The organism is Salinicola sp. RZ23 (genome assembly GCF_003206675.1).
GTDB lineage: Bacteria > Pseudomonadota > Gammaproteobacteria > Pseudomonadales > Halomonadaceae > Salinicola > Salinicola endophyticus.
Genome location: NZ_PZJK01000001.1, coordinates 229,275 through 252,944 on the forward strand (window position 1 = coordinate 229,275; position 23,670 = coordinate 252,944).

Here is a 23,670-nt window from a genome sequence, read left to right on the forward strand (position 1 = left end):
TGAAAGACCAAGGTCGGATGGCGACAAGTTGACATTAACGTCAAGGTCATATGTCAAAAGCCGCTCACAAAGCGCATCGCCCTCTCGGCCATCTCGATTTCAGGAAGCGTCAGATGAAGACGACCCGATCCACGGCGAAGCCGGTCCACAAGCCCGTCTTCGCCAATGGCGACGATATCCAGATCCCCGTATTCACCCTGCTCAAGCCCGATGGCACCCTCTACGCCGGCGCGGGCAAGTCGAGCCTGGAGCGCGACACGGCGCGGCGTCTCTACCGTGCCATGCTCTACACCCGGGTGCTCGACGAACGCATGATGGCGGCCCAGCGCCAGGGGCGGCTCAGCTTCTACATGCAGTGCACCGGCGAGGAGGCCGCAGTGGTCGGCGCCACCGCGGCGCTCGACGATGCCGACATGATCATGGCCCAGTACCGCGAGCAGGGGGCGCTGGCCTACCGCGGTTTTGCCACCGAGGCGTTCATGGATCAGCTGTTCGGCAATCAGGGCGACCCCGCCCATGGCCGCCAGATGCCGATCCACTACGGCTCGCGTGAGCTCAACTACCTCACCATCTCGTCGCCGCTGGCGACCCAGATTCCCCAGGCCACCGGCTACGCCTACGGGCAGAAGCTGGCCGGCCAGGGCCACTGCACGCTGGTGATCTTCGGCGAGGGGGCGGCCTCGGAGGGGGACTTCCACGCCGCACTCAACATGGCCTCGGTGCACAAGGTGCCGGTGATCTTTCTGTGCCGTAACAACGGCTACGCCATCTCCACCCCGGTCACCGAGCAGTTCGCCGGCGACGGTGTCGCCGCCCGCGCCTTCGGCTACCGCATGCAGTCGATCCGGGTCGATGGCAACGACGTGCTGGCGGTCTACGAGGCCACCCGCGAGGCCCGACGGCTGGCGGTGGAGCACAACGAACCGGTGCTGATCGAGGCGATGACCTATCGCCTGGCGGCGCACTCCTCCTCCGACGACCCCTCCGGCTACCGCAGCAAGAAAGAGGAGGAGGCGTGGCGCAAGAAGGACCCGCTACGCCGCATGCAGCGCTGGCTGCTCGATCTCGGCTGGTGGGAGGAAGCGGAAGAGCACGAGCTGGTGGAGTCGCTGCGCCGCGAGGTGCTCGACACCATGAAGCGCGCCGAGAAACGCCGCCCGCCGGCGCTGGAGACGCTGGTCACCGACGTCTATGCCGAGGTGCCGCCAGCGCTGCGTGAGCAGTTCGGCGAGCTGGTGGCGCATGTTCGACGCCACCCGGAGGCCTACCCGCGCAGCGCGCCCTGGCTCGATGCCGACCAGGCCGACGCGGCGATGCAGGATGACCCTTCGACCCGTGACGGGGAGACGCACCCATGAGCCGCATGAATCTGCTCCAGGCGATCAATAACGCGCTGGATACCGCCATGGCGGCGGACCCGCGGGTGCTCTGCTTCGGTGAGGACGTGGGCGTGTTCGGCGGCGTGTTCCGCGCCACCAGCCATCTGCAGGAGAAGTACGGCCGCGCGCGCTGCTTCAACACCCCGCTGGTGGAGCAGGGCATCGTCGGCTTCGCCAACGGGCTCGCGGCCCAAGGCTCGGTGCCGGTGGCCGAGATCCAGTTCGCGGATTACATCTTTCCGGCGTTCGACCAGATCGTCAACGAGAGTGCCAAGTTCCGCTACCGCTCCGGTAGCCTGTTCGATGTCGGCGGGCTCACCATTCGCGCCCCCTACGGCGGCGGCATCGCCGGCGGCCACTACCACTCGCAGTCGCCGGAAGCCTACTTCTCCCACACCCCCGGGCTGACCGTGGTCGTGCCGCGCAATCCGCATCAGGCCAAGGGTCTGCTGCTGGCCTCGATCCGCTCGCCGGATCCGGTCATCTTCTTCGAGCCCAAGCGGCTCTATCGCGCCGCCGTGGGCGAGGTGCCGGACGAGGATTACCAGCTGCCGCTGCGCCAGGCCGAGGTGATCAAGGCCGGCGAGGATATCACCCTGCTCGCCTGGGGCGCCCAGCTGGAGGTGGTCGAGCAGGCGGCGGAGATGGCGGAGGAAGCCGGTATCTCGTGTGAAATCATTGATCTGCGCACCATCGTGCCGTGGGATGTGGAGACCGTGGCCAGCTCGGTGTTCAAGACCGGGCGGCTGGTGGTGAGCCACGAGGCACCGCTGACCGGCGGCTTCGCCGCCGAGATCGCGGCTACCATCCAGAGCCGCTGCTTCCTCTATCTGGAGTCGCCGATCGCGCGGGTCACCGGGCTCGATACGCCGTTTCCGCTGACGCTGGAGAAGGAGTACATGCCCGGGCCCCTGAAGGTGTTCGAGGCGATCCAGCAGACGATGGACTTTTGAGGGGGCGACGATGAGCGATTTCCTGCTACCCGATCTCGGTGAGGGCATCGTCGAGTGCGAAGTGGTCAAGTGGTTGGTCGGTGAGGGCGACCGCATCGCCGAGGATCAGCCGGTGGTCGAGGTGAGCACCGACAAGGCGGTGATGGAGATCACCGCGCCCGACACCGGGCAGGTGACCCGGCTCTACTGCGGCGAGGGTGAGACCGCCCGCGTACATGCGCCGCTGTTCGCCTACGACACTTCATCGGACATCGCGACGCACACCGATAGCGTCAGTGGCGGTGACGACACCAACGGGCATGACCATGCCGCCGGCGCCGGCCCGACAACCCGCGCGCCCGAGCCGGCAGCGGCCACCGCCGAGGCGGAGATACCGCAGCCGCCTGAGCCGGGCGGCGAGCAGACGCCCGCCGCGGCCAAGCCGTTTCTCCTGCCCGATCTCGGCGAAGGCATCGTCGAGTGCGAGGTGGTGGCGTGGCGGGTCGCAGAGGGCGAGGAGATCGCCGAGGATCAGCCGGTGGTCGAAGTCAGCACCGACAAGGCGGTGATGGAGATCACCGCGCCGGAGGCGGGGCGCCTGGTACGGCGCCACTGCCAGGTCGGCGAGAGCGCTCGGGTGCATACGCCGCTGTTCACTTATCACCCCGCGGGGGGCGAGTCGCCCAACGCCACCGGTACGACAACCGACACGACGTCCCGCGTGGCATCCGACGCAGCGCCGGCAACTGCGCCAGCAGCTACACCGGCAACGACACAGGCCAGTGTTTCACGTGGAACCTCGGCGTCTGCGGCACCCATGCGGGATGGGCGCCGGCGCACGCCCGCCAGCCCGGCGGTGCGCCGGCGGGTGCGTGAGCTGGGGCTGAATCTCGATGAGATTCCCGGCAGCGGCAAGGATGGCCGCGTGCTCAAGGAGGATGTGCTGGCGTTCCAACAGCACCGCGACAGCGCCGCCGAGACAGCGCAGCCCGCGGCCAAGGCGGCCACCGAGACCGCCACTACCGCTACCGCTCGGGGCGCAGAGGCGCCAGCGGGCGTGCAGGTCGAGCCGCTCAAGGGAATTCGCGCGGTGATGGCGCGGCGCATGAGCGAGGCCGCGGCGAGCATTCCCCACTTCGCCTACGGTGACGAGTTCGATGTCACCGAGCTGCTGGCCCTGCGCGAACGGCTCAAGGCGCGCTTCGCCGAGCGCGACGAGCGGCTCACCCTGATGCCGCTGCTGATGAAGGCGCTGGCACTGGCGGTGAGCGAGTTCCCGCTGCTCAACTGCCGCTTCGATGCCGACGCCGAGGCGATCCACTATCAGGACGGCTGCCATATCGGCATGGCGGTGGATAGCCAGAGCGGCCTGCTGGTGCCCAACGTCAAGCATGTGGAGGGGCTGAGCCTGCGCCAGGTGGCGGCGGAGGTCGAGCGCCTGACCCGTGCCGCGCGGGAGGGCCGGGTCGCGCCGGCGGATCTCAAGGGCGGCACCATCAGCATCTCCAATATCGGCGCGCTCGGCGGTACCTACGCCATGCCGATCATCAACGCGCCGGAGGTGGCGATCGTCGCCCTCGGCCGGGTGCAGCGGCTGCCGCGCTTCGATGCCGAGGGGCGGGTGGTGGCGCGCTCGATCATGACCGTGACCTGGTCCGGCGATCACCGTGTGCTCGACGGCGGCACCATGGCGCGCTTCTGCAACCGCTGGAAGGGCTACCTCGAAGCACCGGAGAGCATGCTCACCGAGCTGCGCTGAGGCGACCCCATGAGCCTCGAGCCGATGGGAATTCAGCAGTTCTATATCCCTGAGGAGCAGTCGGTCTACCTGCTCAGTCAGAGTCAGGCACGCCAGCTGCGCGCCTGGATCGCGCGCTGCTGCCGCCAGCTGACCCAGATCGGCTACCGCGACGTCGCGCTGATCGGCAAGGGCGCCTACGGCTTCGTCTTCGCCGGCATCGATGCCAGCGGCGCCAGCCATGTGTTCAAGTTCACCCGCCAGAACCTGCCCCAGGCGTTCCACGAGCGCCTCGAGGAGGAGGCGTTCATGCTCGAGCAGGTCGAGCATCCGCGGGTGCCGCGGCTGATCGCCTATCGCACCCTGCGCCATCAGGCGATGCTGGTGATGCAGCGCGCCCCCGGGGTCAATCTGGAGGAGTACTCGCTGCGCCACGGCCGCCTGCCGGCGCGGCTGATCATCGCCATCGCCGCCCAGCTCGCCGATATCCTGCGCACGCTGCGACGAGACGCCGAGCGCGGGCGCATCGTGGTCCATGGCGACATCAAGCCCTCCAACCTGATGTTCGACCCGGAGAGCGGCCATATCGCGCTGATCGACTGGGGCTCCTCGGTCTTCGCCCAGCTCGATGCCGAGGGCCAGTTCTTGTCGCGCCACGTGATGGCGCTGATGTCAGACGACCTGCAGCACACCAACGCGCGCATGGGTGACGTCTACTATATCGGCGAGGTCCAGCTCAACGGCGCGCTGTCGTCGCCGCGCTTCGACGAGCAGGGCGCGGCGGCGACCCTCTACGCCCTGGCCACGGCGCAGTCGAGCCGCTTCGGCCGCGCCACCATCCCGGCCACGGCGCTGGGCCTGCCGGTGGAATTCGCGCGCCTGCTGGACGCCATGCTCGCCGACGATCCCAGCTTGGCGCGCCGCGCCGGAGACTACTTCCTCACTCACATGCCGCGGATCGCACACACTCGCTTGCCCGAGGTGGCCACGCCGACGGAGACGCCGCTGGTGCCGGTGTGGGTGCGCTCGCTGGAGCAGGAGATCGAGACCGTGGTCTACAGCTCGCGCAAGGCCTTCCTGCGCGAGGACGCGCGCCAGGAGGGGCGCGACGAAGATGCCCTGCGGGCGCTCAACGACGTTCAGCTCGACCGTTACTACAAGCACTTCATGCAGGGCATGGGCGATCTCGAGAAGGCGTTCCTGGTCGCGGTGGGTCGGCTCGGCCGCTACCCGGTGGTGGGCGGGCTGGCGCTGCGCTGGAGCTCGGCGGGGGTGGAGGTCGACACCTCGCTGAGCCTGCACGAGAGCGGGCTGCGCAGCGCCTTCGTCGCCGCGGTCAACAACATGGTCACCCTGGCACGGGCGATTCACCGCCCCGAAGGGGTGTTCAAGGCGTGCCTGTTCAACGCCCGGCGCACCCTGCACATCGACCGTGACGACGCCACCCAGCCGTTCCTGCCCGAGCCCGGTTGGGCGATCCCCTACGAGGTCAGCCCCACCCCGGAGCTGGAGGACACCAGCCGCGAGCACTCCTATTTCGAGGATGGCCCCGATCCGGAGGAGTTTCTGCGCCTGCCGCCTGTGATGATCGAGGCGCTGTCGCGGCTCAACGCCATTCACCACACCGGGATGATCATCTTCGAGGCGCTGCCGACCCATCTCAAGATTCACAGCCACTACCGCCTGCTCGATCCGGCCCGCGAGGAGGAGTTTCGCCAGTGCCTGGAGACGCTGCTGGCGGCGGTGCCGGAGATCGACGGCCTGGGGGTCTCCGGCTACATGAAGATGCCCTACAAGAACGCCCGACACTTCGCCCCGCGGGCGCGGCTGCCGGATCATTTTCACCCACGCTGAGACGGTGCTTTAGGGAGGAGATTCCGGGTTTTTGCCCCGTTTTTATCGCTTTTCCCGCGCCAGACGGGATCAACAATGCGCGAGTCGCTATAATCCGCGCGGAAAATAAGGAGACCCGGCAGGCCCGGTGGACTCCCAACAACACATCCAGTCGATGGTGAACTCATGGCCAAATCCCACACCCATGCGCAGTGGTCCTCTCGCACGGCCTTCGTCCTGGCGGCGACCGGCTCGGCGGTCGGGCTCGGCAATATCTGGAAATTCCCCTACATGGTGGGCGACAGCGGCGGCGCCGTGTTCGTGCTCGTCTACCTGGTCTGTATCGCGCTGATCGGGCTGCCGATCCTGGTCTCCGAGTGGCTGCTCGGCCGCCGCGGGCAGTCCAACCCGATCAACACCATGCAGACGATCAGCCGTAAAGAGAAGAAGTCGCCGGACTGGGTGCTGGTGGGGATCGCCGGCGTGCTCGGGTCGTTTCTGATCCTCTCGTTCTACAGCGTGGTCGGCGGCTGGTCGCTCAACTACACCTGGAGCACGCTGACCGGCGATCTCGGCCGCTCCAGCGATGTCAGCGTGGGTGACTACTTCACCACCCTGCTGGGCCAGCCGGGCACGCTGCTGCTGTGGCACACGCTGTTCATGCTGCTGACCTTCGGCATCGTCGCCGGCGGGGTCAAGGGCGGCCTGGAGCGCGCCGCCAAGTGGCTGATGCCGCTGCTGATCGTGGCGCTGATCGTGCTGATCGGCTTCGGCATGACCACCTCCGGTTTCGGCCAGGCGGCCACCTTCATGTTCTCCCCCGACTGGAGCAAGCTCAACGGCGGCGTCATCCTCGCCGCACTGGGGCACGCCTTCTTCACCCTGTCGCTGGGCATGGGCATCATGATGGCCTACGGCTCCTACCTGGGTCAGGAGGTCGATCTGATCAAGACTGCGCGTACCGTGGTGATCCTGGACACGGTGATTGCCCTCGGCGCCGGCATGGCGATCTTCCCGGTGGTCTTCGCCAACAACCTCGACCCCAGCGCCGGCCCGGGCCTGCTCTTCGTCACCCTGCCGCTGGCATTCATCGACATGCCCTGGGGGCTGGTGTTCGGCACGATCTTCTTCGCCCTGCTCACGGTGGCTGCGCTGACCTCGGCGATCTCGCTGCTGGAGCCGGTCACCGAGTTCCTGGAAGAGCGTACGCCGCTGTCGCGACTCGGTTCGGCGTTCGTGGCCGCGCTGGCGACCTGGAGCCTGGGGATCGCGGCGCTGCTGGCGTTCAACCTCTGGTCCGGCTTCCAGCCGTTCGGCTTCAACGTCTTCGATCTGCTCGATGCCCTCACCAGCAAGCTGATGCTGCCGCTGACCGGGCTCGCGGTGATCATCTTCACCGCCTGGTTCCTGGATAGCGAAAGCGTCAAGCAGGAGCTGGGCCTGGGGCCGAAAGGGCGTGTGCTGTGGCACTACGTGTCGCGCTACGTCGCCCCCATCGGCGTCATCGTGGTGTTCTTCAACAGCCTCTGATTTTCAAGAGCGCTTGTTTTTCGAAAGCGCTTGTTTTCAAAAGCTGAAAGACGCATACGGCACGGGCCCGTGCCGTTTGAGCGCCGTCATCTTTGCGCCGGCATTGGCGCGATAAGGCAGTGTAGGGCAGCGGCTGTGGGCCGCTCCCCAGAGGGGCAGGCGCCCCGGCAGGGGGGCGCCTGATGTGTAGAACGAACCGTCCTAGTCGGGCAGTTCGGCGATACGCTGCTGCAGACGGCGTCTCTCGGCGCGCTGTTCGATACCGCGACGTGCCTTGAGGTAGCGCACCGCAGCGCGGCGCTTGCGCTGTTCGTGCTCGTCGACTTCTAGATGCATGAAAATGTCGAAAATTTCGCTCTTCAGGGCGTGAAGATTTTCAATGTCCTTCATTGATCGAATCTCCTGGCATCCTCAGATCATCGGGTTAAGGTGCCCGACATGCATACTATACCCAACTTTACAAGATCGTGACGCCCGACTTTTTTCCCTTTTTCGGCGCCCGGTGGGCGCGTGCTCCCACGTAGTGAGTGGGGCATACTAGCTACCTCACTCGATAGCGAGACCGATAATGCTGCGATACGAGGGACGGGCATGAGCCGTTCGCTGTTCGACGAACTGCGTGTGCATATGGGTCGCCTGCGGCGCTCCGAGCAGAAAGTCGCCCGTTTCGTGCTGCGCCACCCCGACGAAGTGATCCTGATGCGGATCACCGATCTCGCCAGTGAAGCCCAGGTGAGCGAGCCCACGGTGGTGCGCTTCTGCCGCGCCATGGGCATGGCCGGCTTCCAGGAGTTCAAGCTCAAGCTGGCCCAGATGATGGCTAAGGGCAGCCAGTACGCGCAGTTCTCGCTGACCGATGCCGAGAGCGTCTCCGAGTTCTCCCACGGCATCTTCGATACCACTATCGAGACGCTCGAACAGGTGCGCGACAGCCTCGACAACGACGCACTCGGCCGGGCGATCGCCGCGCTGGCGGTGGCCAACCGGGTCGAGTTCTACGGCTATGGCGCCTCCGGCGTGGTCGCCGCCGACGCCCAGCACAAGTTCTTCCGCCTGCAGATCCAGACCTCGGCCTACGCCGACCCGCACATGCAGGCGATGTCGGCGGCGACGCTGAAGGTCGGCGACGTGGTGGTGGCGATCTCCCAGACCGGGCGTACCCGGGCGCTGCTGGCCAGTGCCAAGACCGCGGTCAAGGCCGGCGCTACGGTGATCGGGCTGTGTCCCAGCGATTCGCCGCTGGCCCATGAGGTGAGCCTGGTGCTGCCGGTGGACGTGCAGGAGGACACCGAGGTCTACATTCCCATGACCTCGCGTATTGCGCATCTTTTGACCATTGACGTGCTGGCGGTGGGGGTGGCCAAGAACCGCGGCCCGCAGATCAGCGACCAGCTCAAGGCGATCAAGCGCAGCCTGGGCACGCTGCGGGTACCCAATACCCCCTCGTCCTCGGCCTGACGCGCACGCTCTCTCTGCACCGCTTTCTCTGCACCACTCCCTCGGACGCTGTCCTCTCTGCCTTCTCTCCCCCCGGCGCTTGCCGGGGTTCGCGCCCGTCTTGTCCATTCGTTCGCCCAGTCTTCGTTCGCTCATACGCGCTCTGCCGGCGCGGCGTCCCGGGCGCGGCTACCTGCCGGCTCCGCTCTGGCTGGTCCGGGTTGGTGCTGGCACGCCGCCACCGCGGGGCAAAGTGAGGTCATTTATACTGTATATATAGACAGTATTCGGGGTTGTGAGCGACACTATCTCCTCGAAGGCCAGGGGAGGGGGCGTCACCCATGTCTGAGCGTCATTGCCGGGTTTGCCGCTGCATCGCCGTGAGCGGCCGTTGCCCGTGTCTTTATCGTTGCCGGGGCCGCGGGCGGTGAGCGCGCTCGATCGGCTGCTCGATAGCCGTGTCGTCTGGCGTGCCCAGGAGAGTGCCGCCGAGGCTCCTGCCAGTGCGGTCGCCAGCGGCCACCCGGCGCTGGATGCGGCACTGCCGGCGGGCGGTTGGCCGCGCGGGGCGATCAGCGAGCTGCTCTCCGACGGGGCCGGCAGCGGTGAACTCGCGCTGCTGTGGCCACTGCTGGCACGCCTGACCCGCGAGCAGCGGCCGGTGGTGCTGGTGGCGCCGCCGGCGCTGCCCTATCCGGCCGCCTGGCGGCAGGCCGGAGTCGAGCTCGGCCACTGCCACTGGCTCGACGTGAGTGGGCGCGAAGCGCTGTGGGCCACCGAGCAGTGCCTGCGGGCCGGCTGCTGTGCCGCGGTGCTGGCGTGGCTGCCGCAGGCCGATGCGCGCGCCTTGCGCCGGTTGCAGGTGGCGGCGGCAAGCGGTGACACCCTGGGCTTCGTGCATCGGACGCTGACGCGGGTCGGCGAGGCTTCGCCAGCGGCGCTGCGCCTGCGCCTCCATGGCCCGGGTGAGGGGCACACGCCGGCGCTGGAAGTGCTCAAGTGTCGTGGCGGGTGGCCGCACGCCACCCGCATCGCCATCGGCGCGGGGGCGTGACGCCATGCGCTGGGCCTGTCTGCTGTTCCCGCGGCTGGCGCTGGAGGGGGCGCTGCGTCGCCGCGACGACCCCGCGGCGCCCTTCGCCCTGCTCGAAGGGGCGCCGCCGCGTCAGCGAATTCGTGCCGCCAACCAGGCCGCGCGCGCCCAGGGGATCAAGCCCGGCCAGCCGCGCGGGCTGGCCGAGGCGCTCTGCCCCGAACTGGGCTGCGCCCCGCTGGAGCCCGCGGCGGTGGAGCGCTGGCGCCAGCGTCTGGCCGCCTGGGCCTATGCCTACAGTGGTCAGGTGAGTCTCGACTATCCCCATGCGCTGGTGTTCGAGGTCGCCAGCAGTCTGGCGCTGTTCGGCCCCTGGCCTGCGTTCGAGGCGCGGCTACGTGGCGAGCTCGCCGCACTGGGCTTCACTCACCGCCTGGTGGTGGCGCCCAACCCGGCGGCGGCGCGGGTGCTGGTCAACGCCCACGACGGCCTGGCGGTGGACGAGGCCGGGCTGGAAGCGGCGCTGGCGAGACTGCCGCTGACGCGCAGCGGGCTGGCGGCGGAGAGCGTGCAGACCCTGGCCCGCAGCGGTTTCCGTCGGCTCGGCGAGCTGTTCACGCTGCCGCGTCCGGCGCTGGCGCGGCGCTTCGGCAGTGGCGTGATGCGTCATCTCGGCGAGCTGCGTGGCGAGTGGCCGCTGGCGCTGACGGTCCATCGGCCGGCGCAGCACTTTTCGCGCAGCTTCGAGTTCGACCGCCCGGTGCACGCCATTGCCGGGCTGGCTTTCCCGCTCAAGCGCCTGCTGCAGGAGCTGAGCGCTTTCCTGCGTGGCCAGGATGCCGGCATCGAGCGTTTCAGCCTGGTGCTGGGGCTGGAGGGCGGCCCGGCGCAGCGCTTCGAGATCGGGTTGCTGGCGCCCCAGCGCGAGGCCGAGACGTTGCTCGAGCTGACCCGCGCGCAGCTCGAGCGGGTGCGTCTCGAAGGGCCGGTGCTGAGTGTGACCCTGGCGGCCTCGCGGCTCACCGCCTATGCGCCGGTGCGCCGCGAGCTGCTGGCTGGCCCCGCGCGTCAGGCCCAGGCCTGGGCGGCACTGCATCAGCGCCTGGTGGCGCGGCTGGGCGGTGCGGCGCTGAAGCCGCTGGTCGAGCACCGCGAGCACCGCCCCGAAGCCGCGGTGTTCGCCGCCGCCGGGCCGCGCGCCACCGATATCCCCGAGGCCCGGTTACGGCCCGGCTGGCTGCTCGCCGAGATGCCCCCGGCGGAGGCCGGCATCGCCCGGCTGCTGGCCGGGCCCGAGCGGATCGAGAGCGGCTGGTGGGATGGCGACGACGTGCGCCGTGATTACTATCTGGCCGAGTGGCACGACGGCCGCCACGCCTGGGTCTGGCGCGAACCCGGCGGCGAGGGCTTTCATCTGCACGGGTGGTTCGGATGAGCCGGCCGTCTGCCTGGACGCCATCCGGCGACGCCGCCAACGATGCCGGTGCGGCCGTCAATGGCGACGAGACAGCGGCCCCCGGCGCGGCTGCGGGCGCCCATGACGGGGCAATGCCCCCTGGCGCGGCTTCGGGCGCCTATGACGAGACAACGCCCCCGGGCGCGGCTTCGGGCACCTATGAAGAGCGAGTTCACGAGGCCAATGCCTACGCCGAGCTGCACTGTCTCTCTGCCTTCAGCTTCCAGCGCGGCGCCTCCACCGCGGACGAACTGTTCGCCCGCGCCGCGCGGCTCGGTTATCACGCCCTGGCGATCACCGACGAGGCGACCCTGGCCGGCATCGTGCGCGCCTGGCAGGCCGCCAGGGCCCACGGTGTACGCCTGATCGTGGGCGCCGAGCTGCGCAGCGACAGCGGCCTCAAGCTGGTACTGCTGGTGGAGAATCGCCACGGCTACGCCCAGCTGTGCGGGCTGCTGACACGGATTCGCGGCCGCGCGCCCAAGGGCGAGTACCGTCTCTACGATGCCGACCTGGCCACGCTCGACGGTGGCGCCGGGCTGTTTGCGCTGTGGCTCCCGGACGACAGCGCCACGCTCGCGGCAGGCGCGCGTCTCGCCGGCTACTTTCCCGGGCGGCTGTGGCTGGCGGCGGAGCTGCACTACGGCTTCGCCCAGGGGCTCGACGATGGCGCCCGGCTGGCCCGCTGGCGGGCGCTGGCGGCGACGCTGAAGATCCCGCTGGTGGCCGCGGGGGATGTGCACATGCACGCCCGCGGGCGGCGCGCACTGCAGGACTGCCTGACCGCGATCCGCCAGCATCAGAGCGTGTTCGAGGCCGGCGACACGCTGTTCCCCAACGGCGAGCGCCATCTGCGCACCCGTGCGGCGCTGGCGGCGATCTACCCTGCCGGGCTGCTGGCGGAGAGCGTGGCGCTGGCGGCGCGCTGCCATTTCGATCTCGGCGAGCTCGAATATACCTACCCCCACGAAGTGGTCCCGGCGGGGCATACCCCGGCGGCATGGCTCGCCGAGCTGACCCGCCGGGGGGCGCAGTGGCGCTGGCCCGAGGGGGTGCCGGAGAAGGTGCAGTGCCAGCTCGACCATGAGCTCGAGCTGATCACCACGCTGGGCTACGAACACTACTTCCTGACCGTGCACGATATCGTCGCCTTTGCCCGCGATGCCGGCATCCTGTGCCAGGGGCGCGGCTCGGCGGCCAACTCGGCGGTCTGCTTCGCCCTCGGTATCACCTCGATCGACCCGGCCCACACCGCGCTGCTGTTCGAGCGCTTCATCTCGCCGGAGCGCAACGAGCCGCCGGACATCGACGTCGACTTCGAGCACGCCCGCCGCGAGGAGGTGATCCAGTACGTCTTCCGCCGCTATGGCCGCCACCGTGCGGCGCTGACCGCGGTGGTCAGCCACTATCACGCCGCCGGTGCGATCCGCGATATCGGCCGCGCGCTGGGCTTCGCCCCCGAGCGTATCGACCAGTTGGCCCGCTGTGCCGGGCGCTGGAGCGATGAGATTCCCGACGCGGCGCGCCTGCGCGAGTACGGCTTCGTGCCCGAGGAGCCGCCACTGCGGCGGCTCCTGGTGCTGGCCGGTACGCTGATAGGTTTTCCGCGCCATCTCTCCCAGCACCCCGGCGGCTTCGTCATCTCGGATGCCCCCCTCGACACCCTGGTGCCGGTGGAGAACGCCGCCATGGCTGAGCGCACCGTGATCCAGTGGGACAAGGACGATCTCGATCTGGTCGGGCTGATGAAGGTCGACGTGCTCGCCCTGGGCATGCTCACGGTGCTGCGGCGCAGCTTCGACCTGCTGCGCCGCCACCGCGGCCTCGACTACGGCCTGGCGGACCTGCCCGCGGATGATGCGGCGACCTACGCCATGATCCAGCGCGCCGATACCCTGGGGGTGTTCCAGATCGAGTCCCGCGCGCAGATGGCGATGCTGCCGCGGCTGAAACCGGCCAACTTCTACGATCTGGTGATCGAGGTGGCGATCGTGCGCCCGGGGCCGATCCAGGGCGACATGGTGCACCCCTATCTCAAGCGGCGCAGCGGCGAGGAGGCGATCACCTACCCCTCGGCGGAGGTCAAGGCGGTGTTCGAGCGTACTCTCGGCGTGCCGCTGTTCCAGGAGCAGGTGATGGCGCTGGCGGTGGCAGCGGCTGGCTACACCCCCGGCGAGGCGGACCAGCTGCGCCGCTCGATGGCGGCGTGGAAGCGTCACGGCGGGCTCGAACATCACCGCCAGCGGATCGTCGAGGGCATGCTGGCGCGGGGCTACGCGCAGGCGTTCGCCGAGCGCCTGTTCGAGCAGATCAAGGGCTTCGGCAGCTACGGTTTCCCCGAATCCCACGCCGCCAGCTTCGCCCTGCTCACCTACGCCAGCTGCTGGCTCAAGTGCCATGAGCAGGCGATCTTCGCCTGTGCGCTGATCAACAGCTGGCCGATGGGCTTCTACTCGCCCGACCAGGTGCTGCAGGACGCCCGCCGCCACGGGGTCGAGGTGCGCCCGGTCGACATCCGCCAGAGCCAGTGGGAGAGCACCCTGGAGCCGGTGGACGAGCGCACCGGCGCGGGCACCGGCGAGCTGGCGATCCGCCTCGGCCTGCACATGATCCAGGGCCTCGCCGAGGCCGATGCCGAGCGCCTGCTGGCGGCGCGCGATACGCCCGACTGCGACAGCGTAGCGCGGCTGGCCGCCCGCGCCGGGGTCAAGCCGGCGGTGATGTCGCGGCTGGCCGATGCCGGGGCCCTGGCGGCGCTCGTCGGCGATCGCCACCAGGCGCGCTGGGCGGTGGCCGGCATCGAGACCACGCTGCCGCTGTTCGGCGAGCACGACGTCGAGGAGGCGGCGATCGCGCTGCCGCCCATGGCGGTGGCCGAGGCGGTGCGCGCCGACTACGCCAGCGTCGGCACCACCCTGGGGCCGCACCCGTTGGCGCTGCTGCGCCACGCCCGCGGCCTCGGCGGGGTAGTGGACTCACGCCGCCTGGCCACGCTGCCCGGCGATGTCGGTGTCCATGTGGCCGGGCTGGTGATCGGGCGTCAGCGCCCGGGTTCGGCCAAGGGCGTGACCTTCCTGACCCTCGAGGACGAGTTCGGGCTGTTCAATGTGGTGGTGTGGAAGCGGCTCGCCGAGCGCTATCGTCGCGTGCTGCTGGAAGCGCGCCTGCTGCGGGTGGTGGGTCGCCACGAGCGTCATCAGGGCGTGCGCCATGTCATTGCCCGGCGCCTGATCGACCTCAGCCCACTGCTCGATGGGCTCACCCCACATAGCCGGGATTTTCATTGAGTCGAGGTGTTCGGCGCGGCCCGCCAGGCTGGCCGAAGGCGGCTGAATTATGCTTAGGTAGGGAACCATACGCGTTCGCCTCCGGTCTCTTGAGAAACGCTGCATCAATGCCTGCGCTAGCGAATCGCTGCGTTGCGTAGTACTCGAACACTCGCCTAACCCCATGTTATGTATCGTGTTCTGTGTTCCACGCGCCTTGCGCTTCATTTCGCTAGTCGATGTGTTCAGCGTTTCCCTTGTGGCCGGGGCACGAGCGCCCGATTTCATCGATAACCGAGAGGCAGCGGAGTATGGAGAGCATTGGCGTAGGGCCCTGGATTGCGATCGTCGTGGCGGTCGGGGCCGTGGGGGTGCTGGTGGGTTACTGGCTGGGGGCCAAGCTCGGGGGGCACAACACCGAGCCGATGCGCGAACTGCATCGTGAGCAGAAGGCTTACAAGAACGAGGTGCGTGAGCACTTCGAGCAGGTCTCGGCGACCATGACGCGCATGGTCGAGGACTACCGCGACCTGTACCACCACGTGGCCAAGGGGGCCGAGAAACTTGCCGATATGCACCATGAAACCGTGATCGAGCCGCCGCCCAAGCCCGAAGCCATCACCCGCCAGCGCACGGCCTCCGACAGCAACAGCGAGAGAGAGAGCGACGCAGGCGCCGCCCGCCGCGCCGAGGCCACGCCGACCACTCAGGCCGCCGCCGAGGCCAGCGCTGGGCCTGCCGGTACCACCCACGACCACGGCAAGCCGCTGGATGCCGACAAGCAGGCCCCGGGCTCGTCCACGCCCTCGGCCACCGAGCGTCCGCAGGATGCCGCCATCCGCGCTGCCGCCGAGGATGCCGCGACCAAGCGCTGAGCGCTGCCGGCGCCCTCGGGTGGCGCCGGGCCGTGGGGCGGCTGTGGTAGACTGACACCTCGTTGCGCGGCCGTCTTGTTAGCTGGCCGGTGCGTGCCCCCGGGCGCGTGCCGGCTTTCGTGTGGCCGCGCCGGCCGCTTCTCCAACCGCAGGTCTCGCAGCTCTCCATGGACGACGTCTCGGCACTCATCGACTCCCTCAACGCCAACCAGCGCGAAGCCGTGGCGGCCGCGCCGGGCAACATGCTGGTGCTGGCCGGCGCCGGGTCGGGCAAGACCCGGGTGCTGGTGCATCGCATCGCCTGGCTGCTGCAGGCCGAGGGTGTCTCGCCCTACGCCATCATGGCGGTGACTTTCACCAACAAGGCGGCGCGCGAGATGCGGACCCGCCTGGAGGCTCTGCAGGGCGTCTCGCTGCGCAGCCTGTGGGTGGGCACCTTCCACTCCATCGCCCACCGCCTGCTGCGCACCCATTGGCACGATGCGCGCCTGCCGCAGCACTTCCAGATCATCGACAGCGACGACCAGCTGCGCCTGGTCAAGCGCCTGCTGCGGGACCACGGCGTCGACGACGAGCGCTTCCCGCCCAAGCAGGTGCAGTACTTCATCAGTGGCTGCAAGGAGGAGGGGCTGCGCCCGTCACAGGTCGCCACCCACGGCGATGCCTACATGGCGCAGATGGTCGATCTCTACGAGCGCTATCAGTTGACCTGCGAACGCGGTGGGCTGGTCGATTTCGGCGAGCTGCTGCTGCGCAGCCTGGAGCTTCTGCGCGACAATGCGGCGCTGCTCAAGCATTATCGCGAGCGCTTCGGGCATATCCTGGTCGATGAGTTCCAGGACACCAACACCCTGCAGTACGCCTGGCTCAAGCTGCTCGCGGGCACCGAGAGCGATGGCGATAGCGCCTGCATGACGGTGGTCGGCGACGACGACCAGTCGATCTACGGCTGGCGCGGCGCCCGGGTCGAGAACATCCGCCGCTTCGAGACCGAGTTCAGCGACACGCGCACGGTGCGTCTGGAGCAGAACTACCGCTCCACCAGCGCCATTCTGGATGCCGCCAACGCCCTGATCAGCCACAACACCGGGCGCATGGGCAAGGAGCTGTGGACCGACGGTGACGCCGGCGACAAGATCTCGGTCTACGCCGGCTTCAACGATCTCGACGAGGCGCGCTTCATCGTCGACACCATCAACGAGCAGCACCGCAACGGCCACGCCCGGCGCGAAATGGCGGTGCTCTACCGCTCCAACGCCCAGTCGCGGGTGATCGAGGAAGCGCTCATCCGCAGCGGCGTGCCGTACCGTATCTACGGCGGCCAGCGCTTCTACGAGCGGCTCGAGATCAAGAACGCCCTGGCCTATCTGCGCCTGCTGCTCAACCGCGAGGATGACGCCTCGCTGGAGCGGGTGATCAACGTGCCGGCGCGGGGCATCGGCACGCGCACGGTCGAGATCCTGCGCCTGCGCGCCCGCGACACCGGGGTGTCACTGTGGCAGTCGCTCCATGACAGTCTTGGCGATGCCACCCTCAAGGGGCGTGCCGGCAACGCGGTCAACGCCTTCGCCGAGCTGATCGAACGCCTCGACAACGACACCGCGGGGATGGCGCTGCACGAGATCATCGATCACGTGATCACGCTCACCGGGCTGGTCGAGCATCACCGCAACGAGAAGGGCGAGAAGGGCCAGGCGCGGGTCGAGAACCTGGAGGAGCTGGTCAACGCTGCGCGCGCTTTCCAGCAGAGCGAGGGCAACCCGATCGACCTGCAGGAGGCCGGCGAGGGCGCGGCGGCGCTGGAACCGTTCCTGGCCGAGGCGGCACTCAATGCCGGCGATCACGAGGCCGACGAGTTCGAGGATTGCGTGCAGATGATGACGCTGCACTCGGCCAAGGGGCTGGAGTTCCCGGTGGTCTTCGTCGCTGGGGTCGAGGAGGGCCTGTTCCCGCACAAGATGTCGCTGGAGGAGCCGGGGCGGCTCGAAGAGGAGCGCCGGCTCTGCTACGTCGGCCTGACCCGGGCGATGCGCAAGCTCTATCTCACCTACGCCGAGATTCGCCGCCTCCACGGCCGCGAGACGATGGCACGCCCGTCGCGCTTTCTGCGCGAGATCCCCGAGGCGCTGCTCGAGGAGATCCGCCTGCGTGGCCAGGTGTCGCGTCCGGTGACGTCGCGGCCGAACGTCGGCGCGGCGCGCCAGCAGCGCGTCGAGGGCGGCGACGAGCTGCCCTCGCTGTCCCTGGGGCAGCGCGTCAGCCATCCGCTGTTCGGCGAAGGGGTAATCCTGGATGCCGAAGGCGAGGGCGCCCGCGCCCGGGTCCATGTCAGCTTCGAGGGTGAAGGCGACAAGTGGCTGGTGCTGGGCTTTGCCAAGCTGACGCCGCTATGAGCGCCAGGCCGGGGCGCTGCGTGGCGAAGGCGTGTGGTGTCGTATACCCGAGCCTTCTGTCGGTGTCATATACCTGCAATAAAGTCGCGGCACCATGCTGCGATAGGTCGTAATACGCCCACGACGTCCGCCTACGGCCATCGCCCTGACGTCTCGTCCTTTCGGAGTCCTCGATGGATATCACCAGCGATACCCACAGCCAGCACATCTCGCAGCAGTTCAACCAGGATCTCGAAGCGCTCAAGAGCCAACTGATGGCCATGGGCGGTCTGGTCGAGAAGCAGCTGCAGGAATCCATCTCCGCGCTGCTCGAAGGGGACAGTACGCTGGCGACCCTCGTGCGCGACAACGACACCAGCGTCAACGAGCTGCAGCTCAAGATCGACGAGGAGTGCGTGCGCATCCTGGCCCGGCGCCAGCCGGCGGCCTCCGACCTGCGTCTGGTGATCGCGGTGATCCGTGCCACCAACGACCTCGAGCGCATGGGCGACGAGGCCAACAAGATCGCGCGCAACGCCATCGATCTGATCGACGCAGGGCGCATTCCCCAGGGCAGCGTCGAGATCCGCCACATCAGCGAGCACGTGCGTCGCATGCTGCGCGACGCCCTGACCTCCTTCGCTCGCTTCGATACCGAGCTGGCGCTGAGCGTGCTGCAGGAAGATGACTCGGTGGATACCGAGTACACCTCCGCCATGCGTTCGCTCTCCACCTTCATGATGGAAGATCCGCGTTCGATCAGTGGCATCCTCAACGTGATGACGGTACTGCGTGCGCTCGAGCGGATCGGCGACCATGCCGACAACCTGGCCGAGCACGTGGTCTATCTGGTCAAGGGCCACGATATCCGCCACACCTCGATCGACAAGCTCGATCCCGCCTCCCTGAGCCAGGGCGGTCAGTCAGACAAAACCGACCAGAGCTGAGCCGGGCGATCGCCCTCGCCGTGACGCCAGGGTAGCTTCTCGGGGGCGCGGACTGTGTTAGCTTGTCGATCTTGCAACGCACTGTCCGGATGGCGGAATTCGAATGATCTACTCCCTGCAAGCGATCGTCCGTGGGACCCGGCTGGTACTCGAGCCGGGCCTGCGGCGCTTCGTCATCGGCCCTATCGTGGTCAACCTGCTGCTCTACGGCGGCACCATCTACTATCTGATCGGCAACTTCGGCGGCTGGCTCGATTACGGCATGCGCCAGGTGCCCAGCTGGCTCGACTGGCTGGAGTGGTTGATCTGGCCGCTGCTGGTGGTGGTGCTGGTGCTGATGGTGTTCTTCACCTTCACCCTGGTCTCCAACCTCATCGCGGCACCCTTCTACGGCTTTCTGGCCGAAAAGGTGGAGACCCGCCTGACCGGGCGTCCGCCCAGTGACGAGCGCGGCTGGATCAAGACCGGTGTCGACGCGGTAGGGCGCGAGCTGGTCAAGCTGGGCTACCTGCTGCCGCGCATGGCGCTGCTGTTTCTGCTCGGCTTCGTGCCCGGCCTCAACCTGATCACGCCCTTCCTGTGGGCGGCGTTCTCCGCCTGGATGATGGCGATCCAGTATCTCGACTACCCGATGGACAACAACCAGGTCGCCTTCACCGACATGCGTCGGCGACTGCGCGCGCGCTGGTGGCCGACCCTGACCTACGGCGGCTGCATGTCACTGGCGACCTGGGTGCCGCTGCTCAATCTGGTGCTGCTGCCGGGTGGTGTCGCCGGTGGGGTGATGCTGTGGGACCGCTACTACCGCTCCCTTCCCGTCGCGGCGCGTTGAGGTCGATATGTCGGATCTGCGTGACGTTGTGAGCTGGCAGCGTGGCCTCGGTATGCTCCTGCTGGTCGCCGCCATCCTCCTGGCGGCGGTCTCTCTCACCGGCCTGCACGAGAGCTTCGCGGCGCTGGGGAATGTCCAGGCGGGCATCCTGGCGAGTCTGATCGCGGGGCTGTTCACCCCGGTGGGGGCGCTGCCGATTCTGCTGCTGCGGCGTATCGGTCAGCGTCTGGAGGATTCGCTGATGGGCTTCGGCGCCGGCGTGATGCTGGCGGCGACCGCCTACTCGTTGATGCTGCCGGGATTCGAGGAGGCGCTGACGCTGAGCCGCAGCCAGGGCCTGGCGCTGGCCATCGTCTGCGCCGGCATGACCCTGGGCGGGGTCGCCATCCTGGCGATCGAACGCCTGCTGCCCCATGAACACTTCGCCCTGGGCAAGCAGAGCGGTGCCGATGCGTTGCAGATTCGGCGTATCTGGCTGTTCGTGCTGGCCATCACCATCCATAACTTCCCCGAGGGTGTGGCGGTGGGGGTCGGTTACGGCACCGGTGACGTCTCAGCCGGGCTGGCGTTGACCCTGGGCATCGGCATTCAGAACCTGCCCGAGGGGCTGATCGTGGCGCTGGGCCTGATCGCCATCGGCTACTCCCGCGGCATGGCGCTGCTGGCAGCGCTGATCAGCGGCCTGGTGGAGCCGATCGGCGGCATCGTCGGCGCGCTGGCGGTCAATCTGGCCTCGGCGCTGCTGCCGCTGGGGCTCGCCTTCGCCGCCGGTGCCATGCTGTTCGTGATCAGCCACGAGGTGATCCCCGAGTCGCACCGCAAGGGCCACGAGAGCTTCGCCACCGCCGGCGTGCTGCTGGGGTTCATGCTGATGTTCGTGTTCACCCAGGTGCTGTGAGACGCATTCGGTGGCGGTGCACGGCCGCCCGGCGCGCTTACGGAAAAAAACCCCAGGGGCAGGGGTTGAAAGCGCCCCTGGCGCACGCCATGTAGGTGATGTGAGACGAGGTTTTTGCCAAGTCGCTCCGCGTCGGGCGGCTTTGTAAAAGGCATCAAACATCAGCAAGTTAGCATCAAAGAGCAGGGCGCCAGGCGGTGCCGCTCAGCTTGACACCGCTGCGCGCTGCTCACTATTTTTATTCACCCGCGAGGCGCCCACGTCGGGCACAGGCCTCTTGAGAAAGGGAGTTTGATCATGGCTCATAGCTTACCGTCACTGCCGTACGCCTACGACGCGCTGGAACCCAAGATCGATGCGATGACGATGGAGATCCACCACACTCGTCACCATCAGACCTACGTCAACAACCTGAATGCCGCGCTGGAAGGCACCGGGCTGGAAGACGTACCGGTCGACAAGCTGATGGCCGACATCGACAAGGTGCCGCAGGACAAGCGCCAGGCGGTCATCAACAACGGTGGCGGTCACGCCAACCACTCGCTGTTCTGGACCGTGATGTCCAAGGATGGCGGCGGCGCCCCGACCGGCAAGGTCGCTGAAGCGATCGACAGCGAACTCGGCGGCTACGAGAACTTCAAAGAGGAGTTCAAGAAGGCGGCCACCGGTCGTTTCGGTAGCGGCTGGGCGTGGCTGGTGGTGACCCCGGAGAAGAAGCTCAAGGTCATCAACACCCTCAACCAGGACAGCCCGCTGATGGACGGCCTGACGCCGATCCTGGGTCTGGACGTGTGGGAGCACGCCTACTACCTGAAGTATCAGAACAAGCGTCCGGACTACATCTCGGCCTTCTACGACGTCATCAACTGGGATGAGGTCAACCGTCGCTACGCCGAAGCGACTGCCTGATCGGCCCACCGTGCCCGGCACCCAGCCTGGCCGTGTGATCCTGCCATGCCCCCGTCTCGACGGGGGCATGCTGCGTTGGGGGCCTGTATCCCGGTACCATGTCTGCTAGTCTATCGAACGTGTCGGCGCCCGCCGGCCTGCGTCGTTTTCTCCTCGCGCTTTCTGCTCCATCCCGCTGACGGTTAGACACCATGACTGCACTTCGCTGCGACGCCACACTGACGCTCACCGATGTAAATAATTTTCAATCGCGGCTGCGAGCCTTTCTGGATGAGTACGATGTCGGCTATCGCAGCGATGCCGCCAGCATCGTGGTCGAGCTGCCCGGGGGCGAGGCGAGCTTTACCCGCATTCGGGTCGGCCTGCGCCTGGAGGCGTTTGCCGCCACCCGCGATGGCCTGGAGACGCTGCGCAGTGTGATCGAGCACTATGCGGCGCAGTTCGCCGGCGACAACGCGGTGCCGCTGCACTGGCATGGCGATGTCGTCGCCGCGCCGACTTTCGCCAACTTCCGCGAGATGCGGGTGGTCAAGAGCGAGGCGCTGTCGCCGAGCATGCGCCGGTTGACCCTGGCCGGAGAAGATCTGGCGCGCTTTGATAATGACGAGGAGTGGCACGTACGGCTGCACTTTCCGCCTCCGGGCCTCGAGCGGCCGCAGTGGCCCCGGCCGACGGCGGAGGGTGCCACCCTGTGGCCGCCGGAAGCGGTGCGCGCGGCGATCCGTTACTACACCATCCGGCGCCTGGATCGCGAGCGCGGCGAGGTCGAGATCGACTTCCTGCTGCACGCGGCACCGGGGCCGGGCGGCGATTTCGCCCGCCGTGCCCGCCCCGGCGATCTCTGTGGCATGGCCGGGCCTTACGGGCGCGGCGTCGCCAGTGCTGCGCACTATCTGCTGGCGGGGGACGAGACCGCGCTGCCGGCGATCTCGCGCCTGCTCGAGACGCTGCCGGCCGAGGCGCGCATCGAGGCGTGGCTGGAGGTCGAGTCGCCGGCGGACCGGCTCACGCTGCCGGCCCATCCCGGTGCGCACCTGCACTGGTGCTACCGCTGCCAGGGCCATGCCCCCAGCACCCAGCTCGCCAGTGCAGTGATCGCGGCGCTGCCGGCGGCGGACAGCGATCGCTTCGTGTGGTTCGCCGGCGAGGCCGAGGTCAGCCAGTGCCTGCGCAAGCGGTTGAAGAGCGAGTTCGCGCTGGCCAAGGGGCAGCATCTGGTCACGGGCTACTGGAAACGCTGAGCTTCATCTGAAAAATGTCTGTGCTCGCCGATCTTTCAGACGAAGCTCGGGCTCATCGAGTCCTATCGAGCACCAGCAGGGGATCGATACGCGTCTCGAACCAGTTCATGCCCCAGTGCAGATGCGGCCCGGTGGCGCGGCCGGTAGCGCCCACCGCGCCGATCACCTCGCCCTGGTCGACGTGCTGGCCCACCGCCACATCGATCCGCGACAGATGCAGGAAGTTGGAGCTGATGCCGTAGCCGTGATCGAGCAGGACGGTGCCGCCGGTGAGGTAGAGGTCATCGGCGAAGGTGATCACACCGCTGGCCGGCGCCTTCACCGGGGTACCGGTGGCGGCGGCGATATCCATGCCCGAGTGGGCCGAGCCGGGGGTGCCGTTGTAGACCCGCTGGTTGCCGAAACGCCCGCTGATGCGGCCCTTCACCGGCCAGATGAAGGGCTCGGCGAAACCGACCCGGTCGTCGTCGCGGTGACGCTGGGCGCTCACCGCGGCCTGCTCGCGGGCGATACGGGCGGCGATCTTCGGCGGCGGCGAGACCGTCTTCGGCGGTACGCCGTTGATGCGTTCGATCGGCCAGTCGCGCGGGGTGATCGCCACCGACGCCTGCTGCTGTCGGCCATCCGGTGTGACGATCTCGATCGTCTGGGCGCCCTGGGCATCGCGGCCGACGCCGAACACCACGGTGCCATAGCCGGTGACCCGCAGCGCATGCCCCGCCACCTGGACCTGACTGCCCGGCGGCACCCGCCCGATCACCATCGAGCCCTGCTCGACGCTGGCAGGAAAGGTGATCGCGACCGGCTCCGCCACGGCAGCGGCGGCCCACAGCCAGAGCGTGGCGGCCAGCAGCAGGGTGGTCGGGCCGTGGCGCCAGCGGCGCCGAGCAGGAAGAGATCGCGGGCGGGTGATCGACGGCATGGGCACGACGCTCCAGCAGAGGTGAAAGCGCCCATCTTAACCTGTCGTTGTCCCGAGATGGCGTCGGCCG

18 protein-coding genes are annotated in these 23,670 nt (G+C 68.0%); 16 read left to right on the forward strand and 2 right to left on the reverse strand.

Translation table 11 applies throughout. The features are described from left to right. The first annotated feature begins 113 nt into the window (after positions 1-113). From DOM67_RS00985 to DOM67_RS01005, 5 genes are all read left to right on the forward strand, one after another. On the forward strand, positions 114-1,358 hold the full coding sequence (locus DOM67_RS00985; RefSeq protein ID WP_110673806.1) for a thiamine pyrophosphate-dependent dehydrogenase E1 component subunit alpha: 1,245 nt from the start codon (positions 114-116) through the stop codon (positions 1,356-1,358). Next, the gene (locus DOM67_RS00990; RefSeq protein WP_110673807.1) at positions 1,355-2,332 is read left to right on the forward strand and encodes a transketolase C-terminal domain-containing protein; all 978 of its coding nucleotides are present in this window, start codon (positions 1,355-1,357) and stop codon (positions 2,330-2,332) included. Before DOM67_RS00985 ends, DOM67_RS00990 begins: the two co-directional genes overlap by 4 nt. Positions 2,333-2,342: 10 nt before the next feature. Next, entirely contained in the window at positions 2,343-4,070 is a 1,728-nt protein-coding gene (locus DOM67_RS00995; protein WP_110673808.1) for a dihydrolipoyllysine-residue acetyltransferase, read from the forward strand. 9 nt (positions 4,071-4,079) lie between these two features. Beyond that, positions 4,080-5,903, forward strand: a complete 1,824-nt coding sequence (locus tag DOM67_RS01000; protein WP_110673809.1) for a phosphotransferase — start codon at positions 4,080-4,082, stop codon at positions 5,901-5,903. A gap of 165 nt (positions 5,904-6,068) precedes the next feature. Next, positions 6,069-7,412, forward strand: a complete 1,344-nt coding sequence (locus DOM67_RS01005) for a sodium-dependent transporter (protein ID WP_110673810.1) — start codon at positions 6,069-6,071, stop codon at positions 7,410-7,412. Between the two features lie 201 nt (positions 7,413-7,613). On the opposite strand, the gene DOM67_RS01010 is transcribed toward DOM67_RS01005, so the two are convergent. Then, entirely contained in the window at positions 7,614-7,802 is a 189-nt protein-coding gene (locus DOM67_RS01010) for a hypothetical protein (RefSeq protein ID WP_106419030.1), read from the reverse strand. A gap of 201 nt (positions 7,803-8,003) precedes the next feature. Between DOM67_RS01010 and hexR the strand changes: the two genes are divergently transcribed. The 11 genes from hexR to DOM67_RS01070 all read left to right on the forward strand — a co-directional run bounded on the left by hexR (position 8,004) and on the right by DOM67_RS01070 (position 22,678). Next, on the forward strand, positions 8,004-8,870 hold the full coding sequence (gene hexR / locus DOM67_RS01015) for a transcriptional regulator HexR (RefSeq protein WP_110673811.1): 867 nt from the start codon (positions 8,004-8,006) through the stop codon (positions 8,868-8,870). Positions 8,871-9,246: 376 nt separating this feature from the next. Then, positions 9,247-9,903, forward strand: a complete 657-nt coding sequence (gene imuA / locus DOM67_RS01020; protein WP_198651691.1) for a translesion DNA synthesis-associated protein ImuA — start codon at positions 9,247-9,249, stop codon at positions 9,901-9,903. A 4-nt stretch (positions 9,904-9,907) separates the two neighbouring features. After that, positions 9,908-11,317, forward strand: a complete 1,410-nt coding sequence (locus DOM67_RS01025) for a DNA polymerase Y family protein (RefSeq protein WP_110673813.1) — start codon at positions 9,908-9,910, stop codon at positions 11,315-11,317. Beyond that, the gene (locus tag DOM67_RS01030; RefSeq protein ID WP_232825093.1) at positions 11,314-14,625 is read left to right on the forward strand and encodes an error-prone DNA polymerase; all 3,312 of its coding nucleotides are present in this window, start codon (positions 11,314-11,316) and stop codon (positions 14,623-14,625) included. Before DOM67_RS01025 ends, DOM67_RS01030 begins: the two co-directional genes overlap by 4 nt. A gap of 290 nt (positions 14,626-14,915) precedes the next feature. Next, entirely contained in the window at positions 14,916-15,479 is a 564-nt protein-coding gene (locus tag DOM67_RS01040) for a DUF1043 family protein (RefSeq protein WP_157958761.1), read from the forward strand. Positions 15,480-15,646: 167 nt separating this feature from the next. Then, complete coding sequence (uvrD, locus tag DOM67_RS01045; protein WP_110673999.1) at positions 15,647-17,872, forward strand: DNA helicase II; 2,226 nt, start codon at positions 15,647-15,649, stop codon at positions 17,870-17,872. 173 nt (positions 17,873-18,045) lie between these two features. Further along, positions 18,046-18,798 (forward strand): phosphate signaling complex protein PhoU, encoded by a 753-nt coding sequence (phoU, locus tag DOM67_RS01050; RefSeq protein WP_110673816.1) that lies wholly within the window; start codon positions 18,046-18,048, stop codon positions 18,796-18,798. A gap of 103 nt (positions 18,799-18,901) precedes the next feature. Further along, the gene (gene cysZ, locus DOM67_RS01055) at positions 18,902-19,630 is read left to right on the forward strand and encodes a sulfate transporter CysZ (protein WP_110673817.1); all 729 of its coding nucleotides are present in this window, start codon (positions 18,902-18,904) and stop codon (positions 19,628-19,630) included. Between the two features lie 7 nt (positions 19,631-19,637). Beyond that, complete coding sequence (locus DOM67_RS01060) at positions 19,638-20,528, forward strand: ZIP family metal transporter (RefSeq protein WP_110673818.1); 891 nt, start codon at positions 19,638-19,640, stop codon at positions 20,526-20,528. 297 nt (positions 20,529-20,825) lie between these two features. Next, positions 20,826-21,437: a superoxide dismutase gene (locus tag DOM67_RS01065; RefSeq protein WP_110673819.1), complete on the forward strand. Its 612-nt coding sequence runs from the start codon at positions 20,826-20,828 to the stop codon at positions 21,435-21,437. Between the two features lie 191 nt (positions 21,438-21,628). Next, positions 21,629-22,678 (forward strand): siderophore-interacting protein, encoded by a 1,050-nt coding sequence (locus DOM67_RS01070; protein ID WP_110673820.1) that lies wholly within the window; start codon positions 21,629-21,631, stop codon positions 22,676-22,678. A gap of 52 nt (positions 22,679-22,730) precedes the next feature. Here the strand turns inward: DOM67_RS01070 and DOM67_RS01075 are convergent, their stop codons facing one another. Beyond that, complete coding sequence (locus DOM67_RS01075) at positions 22,731-23,600, reverse strand: M23 family metallopeptidase (RefSeq protein WP_110673821.1); 870 nt, start codon at positions 23,598-23,600, stop codon at positions 22,731-22,733. Positions 23,601-23,670 lie beyond the last annotated feature (70 nt).